The organism is Pedobacter sp. AW31-3R, from assembly GCF_052180285.1.
Taxonomy (GTDB): Bacteria; Bacteroidota; Bacteroidia; order Sphingobacteriales; family Sphingobacteriaceae; genus Pedobacter.
On sequence record NZ_CP197475.1, the window covers coordinates 481886 to 500930 of the forward strand.

The window sequence follows — 19045 nt, forward strand, 5'->3', positions numbered from 1 at the left end:
ATAATGATTTACAGCACTCCTAATTGACTGAACTAATGAAGATAAAAATATTAACGCTAATCAATTTAACCATTGCTTTGTTTGCCTGCAAACCTGTATTTAGTCAGCAAAGCATCATATACAGCCAATACGGGAATAATATTACTCCCATTAACCAGGCCGGAAGTTTATTAAAACCAGAAGGGGAAATCAGTGTACTTGGCCTGCGCAAATGGACCGGTATAGAAGGGGCTCCTTCTGTGATCTGGGCAAATGGCTACGCGCCAATTAAAAGTATCAATGCTGCAGCAGGCGTAAATGTAAGATATGAAAGTGTCGGGGATGAGAGAAGCACTGATGTCAGTGCATTTTTTGCCAAAGCTATTCAGGTTGGAACAGCCGATTTCCTGTCGCTCTCTGTGAATGCCGGGGTAAGTATGTACAAGGGAAATTTCGGAGGTTTATATGGGAATGATCCTGTTTTTAATAACAATATCAGCCAGAATACGGCCCTGGTTGGCGCAGGTTTAATGTTATATCATCCCGATCAGTATTATGTAGGTGTTTCTATGCCCAGGTTTATGCTGAATAAGCAGGAACTGGGGGATCGGGAGAACTATAATTATAAGAACCAGTATTATTTAACGGGAGGAATGTTATTTAAACTTGATGAAGATTTTAAGCTAAAACCTGCTGCTATTGTAAGTTTTTCCCGGGGAACGGATTTGCAGGCAGAATTGTCAGCGATGGCTTATGTGAAAGATGTATTTGGTCTGGGACTGAATGTAAGAAGTTATGGCGGTGCTGCGGGTATGGCCCAGTTCTTCTTCAGTAATTTTGGGATAGGATACAGCTATCTGTTTAATACAGGTAGTGAAACAACCTCTGCCCAGATCAACAATTCAAGCCATGAGATTTCCCTAAGTTACCGGTTCGGGAAGGCGAAGCCGGGATTATAAATTTTATTTCTCGAAGAAAAAACTATAGTTATTCTGATCATGTTGGAATGTGTGTTAACTGAAAGGTTATCCATATTTCAACATGATTTTTTGCTATGAGACCAATCTGATATCAGTGAACATCTTCATTTATACCTTATTTTACTCCAACCACCGATTGGGGTCATTTAATGTTCTACCGAATTCTGAAAACTTCTGTCCGTATAGACGTACAGGAGAGTAGCAGGGTAAATGTTTAGTCTATAACCTCCGGTATGGATCTTTTTACAAGCAAGTTTGAAGCCCTGGAAAAGATTATGCCTATGCTGAATTAACAGTAATGGTTTACCAACCGCATCTTAAACTGGCTCACATTGAATTTTGCCATATTTAATTTTACACATGTGATCGTCATCATTGACAATATCCTGTTGTTATTGGTTAAAATGCTACTTATTACGGCTTCATAATCTAATAAATTTGAATCCACCAAACCAATTAATGAACCTTATGATGAAATTTGACAAACTGACGGTTGTATTGTCATTGTTTTCTGTCGCTGTTTATGCGCAGAAAAAGGACTATCCAATTCAGCCTGTAGCCTTCACCCATGTGCATGTGAACGACGGGTTCTGGGCGCCGAAAATGGAAGTGAATGCGAAAGTAACTATACCATATACACTACAACAATGCCGTTTAGACGGCAGGGTTGATAATTTCCTGAGGGCGTCAAAAACGATCCCTGGCGATAAATTAAGTGCCTTTCCATTTGACGATACAGATATTTATAAAGTCATAGAAGGGGCTTCTTATGCCATGCAGATGAAGGCCGATCCGGCAATGGATAAATATGTAGATACACTGATTTCCATTATTGGCGCGGCACAGGAGAAGGATGGTTACCTCTATACTTTCCGTACCGTGAATGCGGCGAAACCACACGACTGGATAGGCGCCAAACGCTGGGAAAAAGAAGAAGATTTAAGTCATGAGTTGTATAATTCCGGACACCTTTTTGAATCTGCTGCCGCACATTATGAAGCTACCGGCAAGAAAACCTTACTGAATATTGCGATTAAAAATGCTGATCTGCTGGTAAAAGATTTTGGTTATGGAAAAGTAGAGGAGTATCCGGGGCACCAGGTTGTGGAAATTGGCCTCGTGAAATTATACAGGATTACCGGGAACAAGAAATACCTTGATCTGGCGAAGTTTTTCCTTGATGTCCGCGGACCAAAAGGAGACCGCTATAACCAGGCCCAGGCAAGAGTAGTTGATCAGCATGAGGCTGTAGGCCATGCGGTACGTGCGACCTATATGTATACCGGTATGGCTGATGTCGCTGCGATTACAGGTGATGAGAAATACCTGAAAGCGATAGATGATATCTGGGAAGATGTGGTGAACAAGAAATTATATATTACGGGTGGTATCGGTGCAACAGGCGCCGGAGAAGCCTTTGGCGACGCTTACCAACTGCCTAACATGTCAGCTTATGCAGAGACTTGTGCGGCTATCGCCAATATCTATTGGAATAGCCGCATGTTCCAGCTCCATGGTGATGCCAAATATATTGACGTGCTGGAACGTACCTTGTACAATGGTTTACTGTCAGGAGTTTCACTCACTGGAAACAGGTTTTTCTATCCTAATCCTTTGGCTTCCATGCACCAGCACCAGCGTAGTGCATGGTTTGCCTGCGCCTGCTGTATTTCTAATATGACACGCTTTTTGCCATCGGTCCCTGGTTATGTTTATGCACAGGATGCAAATAACTTATATGTTAATCTTTTCATGAGCAATAGCAGTGATATAAAATTGCCTGCCGCGAAGCTGAAGATTATACAGACCACGGAGTATCCATGGGAAGGTAAGATAAACATCCAGGTAGACCCTGAGAAAAGCGCTGCCTTCGCCCTTCATGTCCGGATTCCGGGTTGGGCAGGTAATGAACCTGTACCGGGTTCTTTATACAGTTTTAAAGAGGCATCGTCTACTCCCGTATCAATTACTTTAAATGGCAGCCCATTGAAGTATACCATACAGAAAGGATATGCCGTAATTGAGCGTAAATGGAAAAAAGGCGATCAATTGAGCGTAGTATTGCCTATGGAAACCAAGAAGGTTTTTGCCAATGAAAAGGTGAAGGACGATAAAGGCCGCTTTGCTTTTCAGCGCGGACCAGTGGTTTACTGCCTGGAAGGTCCTGATAACAGGGACAGCACAGTGCAGAATATTATGGTTGACAAGGATGCTGTTGCCACAATGAGCTTTAACCCGCAGCTGCTGAATGGTATTGAAGTGTTGAACGTAAAAGGAGTAAGTGCAAACCGCCAGGTGAACAGTGATGAACTGGTCAAAACGGAGCAGGATGTGATGGCTATCCCTTATTATTCCTGGGCAAACCGCGGACCAAGTGAGATGACCGTATGGATTCCTTACGAGGAGTCTGCCTCGCGCCCTAAACCGGCACCAACCATTGCTTCTAAAAGTACGGTGTCCGGCTCATTGAAGAATAAGCAATTGCTTGTCTCTGTAAAAGATCAATATGACCCTATAGATTCTAAAGATACGAATTACCCGTATCTACACTGGTGGCCAAAGAAAGATTCGAAGGAGTACCTCCAATACGATTTTGACCAGGAGTATGAAGTGTCGGAATCTAAAGTGTACTGGTTTGACGATGCTCCATGGGGCGGATGCAGAATTCCAGATCATTACAAAGTGCTTTACCTGAAGAACGGACAATGGCTCCCTGTGGAAAACACAAGTAAATACGTAGTAGAGAAAGATAAATTTAATACGGTGAATTTTAAACCTGTAAAAACTAAAGCACTGAAGCTTGAACTGCAGCTTCCGAAAGATAATGCGTCAGGAGTGCATGAATGGATCGTTAAGTAGTGCGCCAATGTCCGCTACAACCAACCTTAAAAAATCAATACACCCTGAAAATCAACAAACAACCAATAAACAAAACACACCAGAATTATGAAGTTAAAACTTTTACTATTAATGGTTATCGGAGTATTTCTCTTCGATGTCTCATTTGCGCAGACCAGCGTAATTAAAGGAAAGGTCAAAGATGAAACCGGGGCTGGCTTGCCCGGTGTAACTGTGAAGATCATGGGTACAAACCAAGGTACAGCTACCGGCACTGATGGTTCATTCCAGATCAGTGCGCCTAAAGGGGCTACTTTAGTCATCAGTGCATTGGGTTTCAGCTCTAAAAGTGTAATCATCAGAGATGGTAGCGTGCTGGATATTGTACTTGCTATAAATAATAGTCAGCTAAATGAGGTGGTCGTTACCGCTTTGGGCGTTAAAAGGGAGAAACGCTCCCTGACTTACAGTACCCAGCAACTGACGGGAGAAGAGCTTACTCAAACCAAAGAGAATAATATCGTAAATGCAATGGCCGGTAAAGTTGCAGGCGTTCAAGTAACGAGTTCTTCAGGTACACCGGGGGCTTCTTCCCGGATTGTAGTACGGGGAACAATTTCTGCAACAGGAGAGACGCAAGCTCTTTTTGTTGTAGACGGTGTACCTATTGATAATAGTGAGACTGGAAATGTTGGCGGTGGCGCGGCGGGAGCTGGTGTTAACAGAGCTGTGGACATTGATCCTGCAACGATAGAGTCGATGAGTATTTTAAAAGGAGCAGCAGCAACAGCGCTATATGGCTCTCTTGGAGCAAGAGGTGTAGTGTTGATTACGACCAAAAACGGAGGATTCAATAAAAAAGCAAACATATCCGTATCCTCTAACTTTTCTGTGGATAAAGCAATCTTACCCGAGATGCAGCAAAAATATGCACAGGGTACTAACGGTATCTTTTATGACGGGGAGACACAAAAAATTGGACAATCCTGGGGTCCTGCTATGGATGGTTTGATGGTAGATGGAAAACAAGTGCAAAAATATAATCCTTACGACTTTTATCAAACGGGCCGTACGACTAATAATACAGTAAGTGTTGCTGGTGGAGGCCCTGCATCAGATTATTTTATGTCTTATTCCTTCCTGAACCAGACTGGGGTTGTGCCGACGTCTGAATTTGAGAGACATTCTTTTTTCGCAAAACATACCACAAAAGTTAATGATAAACTGACTGCAACTTTTCAATTGACGTATTCGAACTCAGAGCAAAACAGACTACCTGAAGGAGCGAGTAACGGACCGCAATTTGTCGTGTTCTTACAACCTATCTCCTGGAATCCTTACCCGGTCTTAAATCCGGATGGTTCGCAACGTTTATATCGTTTATCTAGAAATGCCCCTTTGTGGACATTGGATAATATCAATAACAGATCGGTCGTAAACCGCTTTTTACCTATCGCAACGATCAACTATAAACCTCTCCCATGGTTGACGATCACAGAAAGATTGGGTGCTGACATTTATACTGAACAAGTGAAGTATTTTGAAGCTCCTAGTCCTGAAATTGGTTTGAAAGGGCAGATCATGGATCAGAATACGCTTTATAGGCAATACAATAATGACTTGATTGTAAATGCCGAAAAACAATATGGTAAGTTTAATCTGAATTTGCTGTTAGGTACGAACTACAGGTCAGATTATTCTCAGACGACTAACCAAAAGGGCGTAGGATTGGTTATTGATGATTTTAAGAATATATCAGCAGGCTCTACGCTGACTACACAGGAAAACCATTATTTATCGAGAAAAATTGGATTTTATGGGCAGGCGAATATAGAATATAATAAATTCTTGATTTTATCCTTAACACAACGTTATGATGGAAGTTCTGTTCTATCTCCTGACAAGCAATTTTATTCTTATGGATCGGCTGCTGCAAGTTTAATCACTTCTGAATTACTACCACAATCGGTTAAGAATGTAATGAATTTTTCTAAGATCCGCCTTTCTTATGCTAAAGTAGGGAATGAAATCCTGGGAGCTTACAATCTGCTTACACCCTATAATTTAGCGAGTAGAAACACAGCTACAGGATCTTTCTCTTATCCATACAATGGTCAGCCTGGTTTCCTGATCAATGAAAGTTATGGAAATAGTCAGCTGAAAAATGAAGATCTAACTGAATATGAAGCGGGACTAGAGCTGAAATTCTTTAACAGCCGAATTGGTTTTGAAGGATCATATTTTAGCAGGAAATCTACAGATGGAATTATTCCGGTTAATATTTCTCAGGCCACAGGATATACCAGTACGAATGTAAATACAGCTAGTGTAAGGAATAGAGGTTTGGAATTATTGTTCACCGGTGCACCAATAAGGAAGGATAATTTCGGCTGGGATATTACTTTTAATTTCACTAAAATAAAAAATAAATTGCTGGCGCTCGCACCAGGTATAGACCGGTTGGGAAGAAGTATTGTTGGTGAGCCGATCAATATTTATTTTGGTACAAGGTACGCACGTGCTGAAGATGGACAGTTGTTAATTAACGATGCAGGTCTGCCGTTTGCAGCTTCCACCCCAGGTATTGTAGGTGATGCCAATCCGGACTGGTTAGCAGGGATCAATAACAGTTTTCGTTACAAGAACTTCACTTTTAATTTCTTCTTTGATATGAAAAAAGGAGGTGATGTCCAGAATGATGTAGAAGCTGCGGCCTTCTTCAACGGTACAGCCAAAGTGACGGAAAATAGAGATGCACGTGTTGTACCCGGAATCAGCCAGTCTACAGGACAGCCAAATACGGTTTCTGTATCGGCACAAAGTTATTACCAGAGCTTGCTATATGAATCAACCATTCAGGATGGAACATACATTAAATTAAGACAGGTAGCTTTAACTTACGCCCTTTCCAGTAAGTTGTTGAAAAAGACACCGTTTAGTGCAGCTTCTTTTTCTGTAACTGGAAGAAATTTATGGATTTACAGTCCTCATTTTACAGGTGCTGACCCGGAAGTGAGTTCTTATGGATCGGGACTAGGTGTACAGGGTGTTTATTCTTTCTCCACACCAACATCACGTTCGGTAGATTTTGCCCTGCGACTTAGTTTTTAAACACATTGTTAACGTATTAAATTAAAGAAATGAAGAAATTCGCCATATTATTCCTGCTTGCTACGGTTAGCCTTGCTGGATGTAAAAAATTACTCGATGTAAATGATGACCCTAACAGGCCTATTGATGTGCAGGAAGCCTTGATTCTTTCACCGGTTGAAGTGGCCATCTCCGATTACCTATATGCAGGAAATGCCAACATCATTGCACAGGACTGGTTACAGGCTACGGCTCCTAATCAGCCAAATCCTGGTTTTTGGAACTATCAAACTTTTAATAATACCTGGGATAGTGACTGGTACAATGCCTATGTAGTGTGTCTCAATAACCTGAATCTGCTTAATAAAAAAGCATTGTCTACAGGAAATACCAACTACCAAGCAATTAGTAAGGTCCTTACTGCTTATTCACTTGCTTATGCTACTGATATTTGGGGCGATGTCCCTTACACTCAGGCATTGAATGGTACAGATATGCTTACCCCTGTATATGATTCCCAGGAGAACATTTACAAAATTATACAGTCTCTTCTGGATGAGGCAATTGTTCTTGTAAATCAAAATTATGCTGCTCTGCCTGGATCAGATGATTTTTACTATAATGGCGATATGGCCAAATGGAAAAAGTTAGCATATACCTTAAAAGCAAGGTATTATTTGCACCTGACTAAGGCGCCAGGCTATACTGCTGCTGCGCAGGCTGACCTTGCTCTCGCTGCCCTTGAAAATGGAATCAGTACCGATGCTGAAGATCTAAAAATGACATACAGCGGTGTTGCAGGAAGTGAAAATCCATGGAACCTTACTTTTGGTCCGGTAACCACAAAAGTATTAAATGAAACGTTTGTGGAAAACCTTCGTTCTACGGGTGATCCAAGGTTAAGTAAAATGGTTGCTCCCGCAACAGCAACCGGTCTATATACAGGTAAGAGAATTGGTGCGATACCAGGAGTCTTAAATACCTATTCCCTTGGTGGAGCTTATTATGCAGGTGAAAATGCAAGTAATTATTTACTTACCTATACTGAAGCACAGTTTATTAAAGCTGAGGCAACCCTGATTAAATCTGGTGCTGCTGCCGCGCAACCTATCTTTACTGCTGCAGTAACTAACCATATGAACAGGCTGGGTATTGCAGGCACGGATATAACTACTTATCTTGCTGCTAAAGGAACATTGACTACAGCAAATGCACTCCGTAGAATTATAGAGGAGAAAAGCACGGCTAACTTTTTAAACCCGGAAAACTATAACGACTGGAGAAGGACAGGTTTTCCTCTTCTTACCAAAGTTGACGGTGCTTTAAGCGATATACCAAGAAGGGCAATGTATCCTGAAACAGAATTGACAACTAATCCGCAACCACAGCAAACAGCAAAGGTTACCGATAGGGTGTGGTGGGATACAAACAATTAACTATGTTTTTAAAAGAAGTTTATCAACAAAGAAGAAATGCATTAAAAGCTGCTTTAGGAGAAGGAATTATCCTTCTCCCAGGCAACGAAGAGAGTGGAATGAATTACAGGGATAATGTATATCCCTTTCGTCAGGACAGTTGTTTCCTTTACTTTACAGGAATCGACCGTCCTGATTTGTGTTTTATCATCGACATCGATAATGATCAGGAAATTCTGTTCGGTGATGATGCTACTATAGATGATATTGTGTGGACCGGTCCCCAGGAAGAACTGGCTTCACAAGCCGATAAATCAGGGATCGCTTTCACACGCGGAAAGGCAGAAATCCAAAATGCATTAAGAGGGAATAGGAAAGTTCATTTCCTGCCCCCTTACCGTGCTGAAGGTGCCTTGAAATTAGCCAACTGGGGCCTTACTGATCAGCCTTCGGTACCCTTAATTAAGGCGATCGTTGCCCAGCGTTCAATAAAAGGCGATGAGGAAATCGTGGAGATAGAAAAGGGAGTGGCTACGAGCGTACTCATGCAAAGGAGGGCCATGGAACTTGCCCGGCCCGGAATTGCTGAAAATGCCATTGCCGGTGAGTTGCAGGCGATTGCTATTGCCGCCGGAGGCAACCTTTCTTTTCCGACAATTCTCACCGTGAACGGTGAGATTTTACATAACCATGCCAGCACTAAGATCCTGCAAAGCGGACAAATGGTGTTATGCGATTGCGGTGCTGAGAACAGTAACCACTATGCGGGGGATTTAACACGGACTTCTCCGGTAGATGATACATTTACTGCTCAGCAGCAGGAAGTGTATAATATTGTGCTTAATGCACACCAAACCGCTGCAAAGGCATTACGTCCAGGGATCTTGTATAAGGATGTCCATTTAATGGCCTGTGAACAGCTGGCTATCGGACTCAAGGATTTGGGTTTGATGAAAGGTGACCCTAAAGAGGCCGTTGCCGAAGGTGCCCACGCTTTATTCTTTCAGTGCGGACTAGGCCATATGATGGGGCTGGATATTCATGATATGGAGAACCTGGGGGAAGAATATGTTGGTTATACAGAAGACCTGAAGAAGAGCACCCAGTTTGGTTTGAAGTCGCTGCGGCTTGCCAGAAATCTGGAATCCGGATTTGTGCTTACTGTAGAACCCGGACTCTATTTTATTCCTGTGCTGATCGATCTATGGTCGGCCGAAAAAAAATTCGAACAGTTTATCAATTATGATAAAGTCTTGCAATACCGGAATTTTGGAGGAATAAGGATCGAGGAAGATTTCCTTATTACCGATCAGGGAAGCCGTTTACTGGGGCCTCCACTCGAAAAAACAATCGACGAAATACATAATTTTTTGAAGTACTAGCTTTTTGTTAAAATAGCGTTGATATGCGGTAATTTTCAGTTAATTTTCGAATACTTCATGCTCTATTTTTGAAATAAAAAACTCAGTTTATGAAGAAAGATTTTTGGGCAGGGGTATTTCCTGCAATCACAACTAAATTTACTCCGGATGAAAAACTTGATCTGGCAGCGTGTAATGAAGGAATAGAAGCTCAGCTTGAAGCCGGTGTAAACGGGATCGTTATCGGTGGTTCACTGGGAGAAGCCAGCACCTTATCTGAAGAGGAGAAATTTATCTTATTGACAGAAACAGTGAAGACAGTTGCGGGAAGAGTACCTGTAATTTTCAGCATTGCTGAACAAGCCACTTATGTAGCTGTTAACCACGCTAAAAAAGCTGAAGAACTGGGTGCCTCAGGATTGATGTTATTGCCACCATTACGTTATTATGCATCGGCAGATGAAACTGTAGCATTTTTTGGAGCTGTTGCAGAAAGTACAGCATTACCAATCATGATCTACAACAACCCGGTAGACTATAAGATCCATGTGACTTTAGATATGTTCGGAGAACTGGATAAATATGAAAATATTGTTGCAGTAAAAGAATCAACACGTGATATTAGCAATGTAACCAGGATGCTAAATCGTTTTGGCAACAGATATAAGGTCTTTACCGGCGTGGATCCTTTAGCACTCGAAAGTATTGTGGCTGGTGCTGATGGTTGGATCGCAGGTCTGGTAGATGCATTTCCAAAGGAAACAGTGGCAATCTTCCGACTGGTGAAAGAAGGAAGAGTGAATGAAGCTGTTGCGATTAACCGCTGGTTCATGCCATTATTGGACCTGGATATCCATCCGAAACTGGTTCAGTATATTAAACTGGCTGAAGTAGCTACCGGTACTGGTACAGAACATGTACGCGCACCACGTCTGAAACTTGTTGGTGAAGAACGTGAGCGTATACAGAAAGTAATTAATGATGCATTGGCTGTAAGACCGGAATTGCCTGCAGGTAGCTGGGGATTATAAGCGGATCATCTCACCTTTTAAAATAGAAAATGAACGGACGGAATTTAATAGGAAATGAGTATGCTGAAGTGAATACTTCAGCATTTCAGGCAATCAACCCACTGACAGGAGTAACCCTGGAAGGTGATTTTTTTCCTGCTCAGCGCAATGATGTAGATGAAGCGTTAAATTATGCTGTTAAGGCATTTACGGTTTATAAGAATATTGATAAAGACAGCAAGGCAGCTTTTTTACGTGCTATTGCCAATGAAATATTAGCCCTTGGAGATGCACTGATCGAACGTGCATGTGCGGAAAGTGGTCTGCCGGTTGGCAGGATCACCGGAGAAAGGGGACGTACCGTTGGTCAGTTGAATATGTTTGCCGACCTGGTTGCGGAAGGTTCCTGGGTGGATGCAATTATTGACAGTGCCTTGCCGGACAGGCAGCCTGCAGCAAGACCTGATATCAGAAGAATGCTGGTGGCTATGGGGCCGGTAGTGGTTTTCGGGGCGAGCAATTTCCCGCTGGCATTTTCTGTGGCTGGTGGTGATACCGCTTCCGCATTGGCTTCTGGCTGTCCTGTGGTGGTTAAGGCGCATGCCGCCCATCCGGGTACCAGCGCGATGGTGGCCTCAGCGATACAGAAAGCAGTGCTTTCTACAGGAATGCCTGAAGGGGTATTTTCTATGCTGTTTGACAACGGGTATTCCATCGGTGAAGAACTGGTGAAACATCCCAAAACCAAGTCTGTTACTTTTACCGGTTCGTTTAAAGGTGGTATGGCATTGAGTAAAATCGCTGCGGAAAGACCAGTACCTATTCCTGTATTTGCTGAAATGGGAAGCATCAATCCTGTATTGTTGTTGCCTGAAGCACTGGACGTCAGGGCAGAACAGATTGCTGAACAATATGCAGGTTCAATTACCATGGGAGCGGGACAGTTTTGTACCAATCCAGGTTTATTGCTGGGCATAAATTCTGCTGCATTGACACGTTTTAAACAGACATTGGTAGAAAAGATTGCAGAAATTTCTTCTGCTACGATGCTTACACCAGGCATTTGTAAAAACTTTCAGGACTTGTCGGCCGGAATGCTGCAGGAGAAGGAAGTTACCCTGCTGGTAAAATCTGAAAAGCAGGTGGAAGGTGCAAACAACCAGGCACTGGCTACTGTCGCTGAGGTTTCAGCGAAAGATTTCCTTGCTAACCCTAAGTTGAAAGAAGAGATTTTTGGTCCATGGTCACTCCTGGTGGTAGCAGATGATGTTGCTGAACTGGAAGAAGTGCTGGAATATGCAGGCGGTCAGCTTACACTATCTGTGATGGCTGAAGGGGCTGAATTGAAAAACTACAAATCCTTACTGGATAAAGCGGAAGACATTACGGGGCGTATCCTTTTAAACGGAGTGCCTACAGGTGTGGAAGTATGTGCTGCAATGCAGCATGGCGGACCTTTCCCTGCAACAAATGATAGCCGCTTTACTTCTGTTGGTACTACTGCTATCCGTCGTTTTGTGCGACCGCTAAGCTGGCAGAACTGGTCTCCTGAATTGTTACCTTCAGCTTTGCAGGATGGAAATCCTTTGAATATCTGGAGACTGGTTGATAACGAAATGACAAAATAAATTAGATATGTCGAGCAAAACATTTTTCTGCATTGATGCACATACCTGTGGTAACCCTGTCAGGTTGGTCGCCGGTGGTGGGCCTCATCTTGTTGGTGATACGATGAGCGAGAAAAGGCAGCATTTCCTGAAAGAATATGACTGGATCAGACAAGGATTGATGTATGAACCGCGTGGTCATGATATGATGTCTGGCAGTATCCTTTATCCACCCCATAACCCTGAAAACGACGTAGCCGTTTTGTTCATCGAAACCAGTGGCTGCCTGCCGATGTGCGGACACGGTACGATAGGTACAATTACTATTGCTATTGAGGAAGGGCTGATCATGCCTAAAGTTCCGGGTGTGGTGAGGATGGAAGCTCCTGCAGGACTGGTAAATATTGAATATAAACAGGAAAATAATAAAGTTTCTTCCGTTAAATTGACCAATGTGGCTTCTTATCTGGACTCAGAAGGATTGACGGTAGAATGCCCTGATTTGGGTACCCTTACCTTTGATGTTGCCTATGGGGGTAACTTCTATGCTATTGTAGACCCCCAGGAAAACTTTAAGGGAATAGACCATTATGCTGCTGACCAGCTGATTTCATGGAGCAGGGTTATCCGCAAGCGGATCAATGAATTGTACAGTTTTGTACACCCGGAGAATCCAACGATAAAAGATTGTACGCATATCCAGTGGACAGGGGATACCAAATCCCCGGAGGCTACTGCCCGTAATGCTGTTTTTTATGGAGATAAGGCGATAGACCGTTCCCCATGTGGAACAGGTACTTCTGCACGTATGGCACAATGGTTTGCCAAAGGCAAACTAAAGAAAGGGGATACTTTTATCCATGAAAGTATCATTGGCAGTACGTTTATTGGCAGAGTGGAAGATGTGGTTGATTTACAGGGGCGCCAGGCAATTATTCCAAGTATCGAAGGTTGGGCAAAGGTGTTTGGCTATAACACCATTAAAATTGATGACGATGATCCTTATGCAAAAGGATTTCAGGTGCTCTAAGCTGGTATAACCGCTAAAAGCAAAGAAAAAGTTTATAATATTAGATTTCTATAAGAAATGGGAAAAGCAATTATCATTGGTGCTGGAATTATTGGGTTAAGTTCGGCATATTATCTCCAACAGGCGGGTTGGGAAGTAACAATACTGGAAAAGGGTGATTTGTCGGACAACTGCTCATTCGGCAATGCCGGGATGATTGTTCCCAGTCACTTTGTGCCCCTTGCGGCACCGGGAATGCTGGAGAAGGGAATCAAATGGATGTTTAACAGTAAAAGTCCATTTTATGTAAGGCCAAGCCTTAATATGGACCTTATTGGCTGGGGACTGAAGTTCATGAAGAGTGCAAATAAACAACAGGCTGATCAGGCAGCAGTGCCGTTGCGTGATATCTCTTTGCTGAGCAAGGATTTATACGGTGACCTGACTACAGCTATCGGTGATTTCGGCTTAACGAATAATGGGATCCTGATGTTGTATAAAAGTGAGAAAGTAGGGGAGGAGGAACTGCATATTGCTGAACAGGCACGCAGCCTGGGACTGGATGTGGCTTCCTTATCTGCCGCTGAAACGCAACAATTACAACCTGACCTTAAACTGAATGTGCTTGGCGGAATTCATTACCGTTGTGACGCACACCTCAATCCCAATCAGTTGCTTTTGCTTTTGCAACAGTACCTGCTGAAAAAAGGAGTGAAAATTATTAAGAATACAGAAGTCACAAAGATTATTCAGGAAAAAGGGAATATCAGTAAACTTATTGCGGGTGGAGAGGAGTATGTGGCTGACCGTTATGTGCTTGCCAGCGGCTCATGGTCGCCGGAAGTAGCGAAGCGTGCTGGCTTCAAAATACCACTGATGCCTGGGAAAGGATATTCATTTATGGTGAACGATGCCCTTAAGAATATGCATATTTCTGCATTGCTGTGTGAAGCGAAAGTGTCTGTTACCCCTATGGGCGGGAAGATCCGCTTTGGTGGTACGATGGAGATTGATGGGATCAATAGTCGCATCAATATGAATAGGGTAAAAGGTATTGTGGAGTCTATCCCTAAATATTTCCCTGATCTGCAGCCGGAAATCCCGGCAATAAAAGACATCTGGTATGGCTTCAGGCCATGCTCCCCTGACGGCCTTCCTTACCTTGGAAACAGCGATGTTTTAAAAAATTTAACGGTAGCAACAGGACATGGCATGATGGGGATAAGCCTCGGACCCGCCACGGGAAAATTAGTTAGCGAACTGGTTAATGGCCAATCACTTTCAATGAATATTACCCCCTTTTCGGCCAATAGATATAGCTAAAGGCATATTTTAACATTTTAAAATAAGCGTCAAATTGATTTTTAACTTGGCGCTTATAGTACTTTTATATATATTTATTAAATGAAGGTACTGCCATTTACTATTCCGGTTTCTCACGATAAAACTATTATTGTTCAGACGGAGGACATGCCGCATTTCTATACCCATCTCCATCGCCACAAAGAAATACAGCTGACCTGGATCCAGGAAGGTGAAGGTACCCTTGTTGCAGGAATGAATATGCACTTATTCCGTGCAGGAGAGATTTATCTCTTCGGCGCCAATATGCCCCATGTATTTAAAAGTGACCCGGAATATTTCTTAAATGACAGTACAAAAAAAATAAGGACGATTACCGTCTTCTTTAATCCACAGGACAAACTCGCCGCACTGTTTGACTTGCCGGAGATGAAAAATGTAAAAGCTTTCCTGGAGTCTTATGACTGCGGTTTTAAAGTTCCGCCGCAGATCTTCTCCGATATATCCGGGAGGCTCCTGGGGCTCCTGAATTCAGACGGTATAGACCAGTTGATGCAATTCCTGCAATTGCTGAAAACATTGAGTGGTGTGAAGGGATTGGAACCCCTTACCGTCAACTCTTTTCCACGCTCCATTAATGATAATGAAGGGATGCGTGTTGCGGCAATCTATAATTATATTATCCAGAATTACAATAAAGCACTGACACTGGAGGAGGTTGCTGAACAAGCCTATATGACTCCCCATGCCTTTTGCCGTTATTTTAAGAAACATACCCGGTATACCCTGGTTAGCTTTCTGAATAAAGTCCGGATCAATGAAGCCTGTAAATTACTCATGAGCGGATCGCACAATGGTATTGCTGCCATAGCCTACAGCTGTGGATTTAACAGTATCACCAATTTCAACAGGGTGTTTAAGTCGATTACAGGTAAAAGCCCAAGAAATTACAAAGATCAGTATTAGGAATAGTAAAAATCAATTCAATTAAATATGATTTTGGTCAACAATGGTAATTTTAGTCAAAGATTGATTAAATAATGATTACTTTTTAAGAAGTATTCCTCTATTTTTGGTTATAAACAACCACAAACCAAAACTATTTCTAATGAATGAACCAAAAACGTCGTTCAGGCCATCCCTTGGTCTGATGGATGCGACCATGCTTGTTGCCGGCAGTATGATCGGATCTGGTATTTTTATTGTCAGTGCAGATATTGTACGGAATGTCGGAAGCTCAGGCTGGCTGATTTTTGTATGGGTGATCACCGGTTTTATGACGCTTGCAGCTGCATTGAGTTATGGTGAGCTCAGCTCTATGTTCCCTAAGGCTGGCGGACAGTATGTTTACCTGAAGGAAGCCTATAACCCATTGGTGAGCTTTCTGTATGGCTGGAGTTTTTTTGCAGTGATCCAGACCGCAACGATTGCTGCCGTAGGGGTAGCCTTCGCCAAATTCACAGCTTATATTTTTCCGGTCTTTAGTGAAGACCTTGTATTGGTTGACCTCGGATTTATTTCCATTTCTCCTGCCCAGGTCTTGTCCGTCTGCATCATTTTCTTTCTGACCTATCTGAATACACGTGGCATAAAGAGCGGAAAGATCATACAGACCTCTTTTACCCTGGTGAAGATCCTTAGCTTAGGTGGTTTGATTGTATTTGGTTTCTGGGCACTGAAGGCAGAAATCTGGAAAGCAAACTGGACCAATACCTGGGATTTACACAAACTGCTCCCTTCCGGTACTACGGAACAATATACTTTTATCCCGGCAATGGGGGCTATCGCAGCAGCAATGGTAGGCTCTATATTTAGCAGCGATTCCTGGAATAATGTGACTTTTATTGCCGGAGAAGTAAAGAATCCCAAACGGAATATCGGACTCAGCCTTTTTCTGGGAACGCTGACAGTGACTATTATTTATGTACTGGCAAATATTATGTATACTGGTGTATTAACCTTACCGGAGATTGCTACGGCAGATAAGGATAGGGTTGCTGTCACCGCCTCCCATGTGATCTTCGGAGACGCAGGGACGAAGATTATCGCCGTGATGATTATGGTTTCCACTTTTGGATGTAACAATGGTTTAATCATGGCAGGTGCAAGGGTATATTATTCGATGGCCAAAGACAGGTTGTTTTTCAAAAAAGCAAGTACATTGAATGCGAATGCTGTTCCTGGATTTGCCCTCTGGGTACAATGTATCTTTGCCTGTTTATGGTGTTTTAGCGGTAAATACGGAGATCTGCTGGATATGATTTCTTTTGTCGTTGTGGCGTTTTATATGCTGACCATTTTCGGTATTTTTATACTCAGGAAGAAACGTCCGGATGCAGAACGTCCCTATAAAGCAATTGGCTATCCGGTATTGCCCATCATTTATATTCTGATGGGACTTGCCTTCTGTTTGTTATTGATCATTTATAAGCCGAGTTATACCTGCTCCGGTTTAATCATTACCCTGGCCGGGATTCCAATCTATTATTTAATCCGGAAGAATGCCGGAACGGAAATGAATGAAGAAGAAAAGATATAAAAGTTTTTACTTTTTATACCATTCCCCTCAAACTTATAGCGGTACTGCATTAATGAAACCAAGCCGCTGAATAGCATGCTATGGTAGGGGGAAAGGATAAAAGAAATGGGCCGGTCATCAACTGACCGGCCCATTTCTTTTATCCTTTCCAGGCAGTGTTTTAAGTGTTCAATGTGGTGTTTTCCATTAACCAGGAAAGTTCCTCCTCACTTAAATAAGGTTTGAATTCAAGAATGAGCTGTTGATGGTAGCTGTTGATCCAGCTAATATGGCGTGGCTCAAGCAGGGACAACTCGATTCCGGCAGTGTCAATGAGTGCAAGAGTGAGTGTTTCTGAAGTCAGGAAATCACCGAAAGGATTACTTTCTGCAGTTACGGTTAATACCAGGTTTTCTATACGCACACCATGTTTCCCGGGTCTGTATATTCCGGGTTCAATTGAAGTTACCATTCCCGGTTGCAGGGCAATCGGCAGGTTATCCGGACTGATGGATTGCGGGCCTTCATGGACATTCAGGAAATAACCGACCCCATGGCCTGTACCGTGCCCGTAGTTCCTGCCATGGTCCCATAAAGGTTTACGGATAATGCTATCCAGCTGGTAACCGCAGGTGCCAACAGGGAAGTGTGCAGAGGAGCCTTCAATGACGCCTTTTAACACCAGTGTGTAATCTGTCTTTTCTTCCTCATTCAAGGGCCCCAGGACAATCATCCTGGTAATGTCCGTCGTACCCAGGAAATATTGTCCCCCAGAGTCTACCAGAAACATTCCCTCGGCTTTCAGTACCACGTCAGTGTCTGTACCAGGGGTATAATGTGGAAGTGCCGCATGTTCTTTGTACCCGGCAATAGAATCGAAACTTACGCCGGCAAAGTCTTCCTGTTCTGCCCTGAAACCCGCGAGTTTGGCTGAGGCCGAGAGTTCAGTAATCACTTCTTTGTCAATATTTTCTTTCAGCCATTTTACAAAACGTGTCATCGCTACCCCATCCCTGACCATGGCCTGTTTGAAATTGGCAATCTCCGTACTGTTTTTAACAGACTTCAGGTGGGTGGTAGGGTTAATGCCCATGATCACCGGTACTGCAGGGGGGATCAATTGATACAAACGTGTACAGGTCCGCTTAGGATCTATGAACAGGGTCTCTGTAGCTGCAAGCGCAGACACATAGGAATCTATGGATGGGTAAGGACAGATCTCGATTCCTGCTGCTGTCAGGCTTTCTTTTGATGGGATATCCAGTTTGTTTCCGTCGATAAAAAGATAGGCCTTTTCCCGAAGTATCATTGCAAAGCCCAATACGACAGGATTACATTTCACATCAGTACCACGGATGTTAAATAACCAGGCAAGGTCATCCAGGGAGGAAATGATATGTGCTGTTGCACCTGATTTTTCCAGGGAGGCACGAACTTCCTTCAGTTTGGTTTCGGTAGACTTCCCTGAATATTTTTCCTCCAGTAGGAAGGCTGCTGCATTTGGCAGTGCCGGTCTGTTTTTCCAGATGGGATCAAGAAAGTCTGCATGGATGCTGTTGACCTGGTTGGCTTTAAACAATAAACAGAGGTTGACAGAGAGCAAGCTGTAGTTACAGGCAACTTTGTACTCCGGATTTAGCCATTGTATGTATTCAGGGGTATGGGGGATTCTTAATTTTACCAGTTCATATCCTGTGCCTTGCAGTTGGCTTTCTGCCTGGGTAAAATATCTTGAATCGGTCCATAATCCTGCAAAATCCTGCGTAATGACTAAGGTGCCGGCACTGCCGGTAAACCCGCATGCATACTCCAGGCATTTATAATGTGCAGGCAGGTATTCGCTTAAATGCGGATCTGCAGAGTGGATAAGGTAAGCATCCACTCCTGATTGTTTCATTTGTTCGCGTATTGCGGTTAACTTTTCTAAATACGTCAT

At 43.0% G+C, this 19045-nt stretch carries 12 protein-coding genes; 11 read left to right on the forward strand and 1 reads right to left on the reverse strand.

Annotation, left to right across the window (positions count from 1 at the left end):
• The first annotated feature begins 35 nt into the window (after positions 1–35).
• From ACSBL2_RS02005 to ACSBL2_RS02055, 11 genes are all read left to right on the forward strand, one after another.
• On the forward strand, positions 36–938 hold the full coding sequence (locus ACSBL2_RS02005) for a PorP/SprF family type IX secretion system membrane protein (RefSeq protein WP_442590012.1): 903 nt from the start codon (positions 36–38) through the stop codon (positions 936–938).
• 489 nt (positions 939–1427) lie between these two features.
• Positions 1428–3818, forward strand: coding sequence for a glycoside hydrolase family 127 protein (locus ACSBL2_RS02010; RefSeq protein WP_442590013.1), 2391 nt, complete (start codon positions 1428–1430; stop codon positions 3816–3818).
• A gap of 87 nt (positions 3819–3905) precedes the next feature.
• The gene (locus tag ACSBL2_RS02015; protein ID WP_442590014.1) at positions 3906–6908 is read left to right on the forward strand and encodes a SusC/RagA family TonB-linked outer membrane protein; all 3003 of its coding nucleotides are present in this window, start codon (positions 3906–3908) and stop codon (positions 6906–6908) included.
• A 29-nt stretch (positions 6909–6937) separates the two neighbouring features.
• Positions 6938–8323: a SusD/RagB family nutrient-binding outer membrane lipoprotein gene (locus ACSBL2_RS02020; RefSeq protein WP_442590015.1), complete on the forward strand. Its 1386-nt coding sequence runs from the start codon at positions 6938–6940 to the stop codon at positions 8321–8323.
• A 2-nt stretch (positions 8324–8325) separates the two neighbouring features.
• The gene (locus ACSBL2_RS02025) at positions 8326–9684 is read left to right on the forward strand and encodes an aminopeptidase P family protein (protein ID WP_442590016.1); all 1359 of its coding nucleotides are present in this window, start codon (positions 8326–8328) and stop codon (positions 9682–9684) included.
• A gap of 89 nt (positions 9685–9773) precedes the next feature.
• Complete coding sequence (locus ACSBL2_RS02030; protein ID WP_442590017.1) at positions 9774–10694, forward strand: dihydrodipicolinate synthase family protein; 921 nt, start codon at positions 9774–9776, stop codon at positions 10692–10694.
• 29 nt (positions 10695–10723) lie between these two features.
• Complete coding sequence (locus ACSBL2_RS02035) at positions 10724–12301, forward strand: aldehyde dehydrogenase (NADP(+)) (protein WP_442590018.1); 1578 nt, start codon at positions 10724–10726, stop codon at positions 12299–12301.
• A gap of 7 nt (positions 12302–12308) precedes the next feature.
• Positions 12309–13310 (forward strand): 4-hydroxyproline epimerase, encoded by a 1002-nt coding sequence (locus tag ACSBL2_RS02040; protein WP_442590019.1) that lies wholly within the window; start codon positions 12309–12311, stop codon positions 13308–13310.
• 57 nt (positions 13311–13367) lie between these two features.
• Positions 13368–14612 carry an NAD(P)/FAD-dependent oxidoreductase gene (locus ACSBL2_RS02045; RefSeq protein ID WP_442590020.1) on the forward strand — a complete coding sequence of 415 codons (1245 nt, stop codon included), beginning with the start codon at positions 13368–13370 and terminating at the stop codon, positions 14610–14612.
• An 81-nt stretch (positions 14613–14693) separates the two neighbouring features.
• Positions 14694–15557: an AraC family transcriptional regulator gene (locus ACSBL2_RS02050; protein ID WP_442590021.1), complete on the forward strand. Its 864-nt coding sequence runs from the start codon at positions 14694–14696 to the stop codon at positions 15555–15557.
• Positions 15558–15699: 142 nt separating this feature from the next.
• A complete protein-coding gene (locus ACSBL2_RS02055) occupies positions 15700–17130 on the forward strand; it encodes an APC family permease (RefSeq protein ID WP_442590022.1) in 1431 nt (476 codons plus the stop codon).
• A gap of 160 nt (positions 17131–17290) precedes the next feature.
• Here ACSBL2_RS02055 and ACSBL2_RS02060 read toward each other — a convergent pair whose 3' ends face one another.
• On the reverse strand, positions 17291–19045 hold the full coding sequence (locus ACSBL2_RS02060; RefSeq protein ID WP_442590023.1) for an aminopeptidase P family N-terminal domain-containing protein: 1755 nt from the start codon (positions 19043–19045) through the stop codon (positions 17291–17293).

Bases quoted from the DNA above. Each gene is read 5' to 3' on its own strand.
- ACSBL2_RS02025 (WP_442590016.1), top strand. From the start codon at position 8,326: ATGTTTTTAAAAGAAGTTTATCAACAAAGAAGAAATGCATTAAAAGCT.
- ACSBL2_RS02055 (WP_442590022.1), top strand. From the start codon at position 15,700: ATGAATGAACCAAAAACGTCGTTCAGGCCATCCCTTGGTCTGATGGAT.
- ACSBL2_RS02010 (WP_442590013.1), top strand. From the start codon at position 1,428: ATGATGAAATTTGACAAACTGACGGTTGTATTGTCATTGTTTTCTGTC.
- ACSBL2_RS02015 (WP_442590014.1), top strand. From the start codon at position 3,906: ATGAAGTTAAAACTTTTACTATTAATGGTTATCGGAGTATTTCTCTTC.
- ACSBL2_RS02035 (WP_442590018.1), top strand. From the start codon at position 10,724: ATGAACGGACGGAATTTAATAGGAAATGAGTATGCTGAAGTGAATACT.
- ACSBL2_RS02060 (WP_442590023.1), bottom strand. From the start codon at position 19,045: ATGACGTATTTAGAAAAGTTAACCGCAATACGCGAACAAATGAAACAA.
- ACSBL2_RS02040 (WP_442590019.1), top strand. From the start codon at position 12,309: ATGTCGAGCAAAACATTTTTCTGCATTGATGCACATACCTGTGGTAAC.
- ACSBL2_RS02050 (WP_442590021.1), top strand. From the start codon at position 14,694: ATGAAGGTACTGCCATTTACTATTCCGGTTTCTCACGATAAAACTATT.
- ACSBL2_RS02020 (WP_442590015.1), top strand. From the start codon at position 6,938: ATGAAGAAATTCGCCATATTATTCCTGCTTGCTACGGTTAGCCTTGCT.
- ACSBL2_RS02005 (WP_442590012.1), top strand. From the start codon at position 36: ATGAAGATAAAAATATTAACGCTAATCAATTTAACCATTGCTTTGTTT.
- ACSBL2_RS02030 (WP_442590017.1), top strand. From the start codon at position 9,774: ATGAAGAAAGATTTTTGGGCAGGGGTATTTCCTGCAATCACAACTAAA.
- ACSBL2_RS02045 (WP_442590020.1), top strand. From the start codon at position 13,368: ATGGGAAAAGCAATTATCATTGGTGCTGGAATTATTGGGTTAAGTTCG.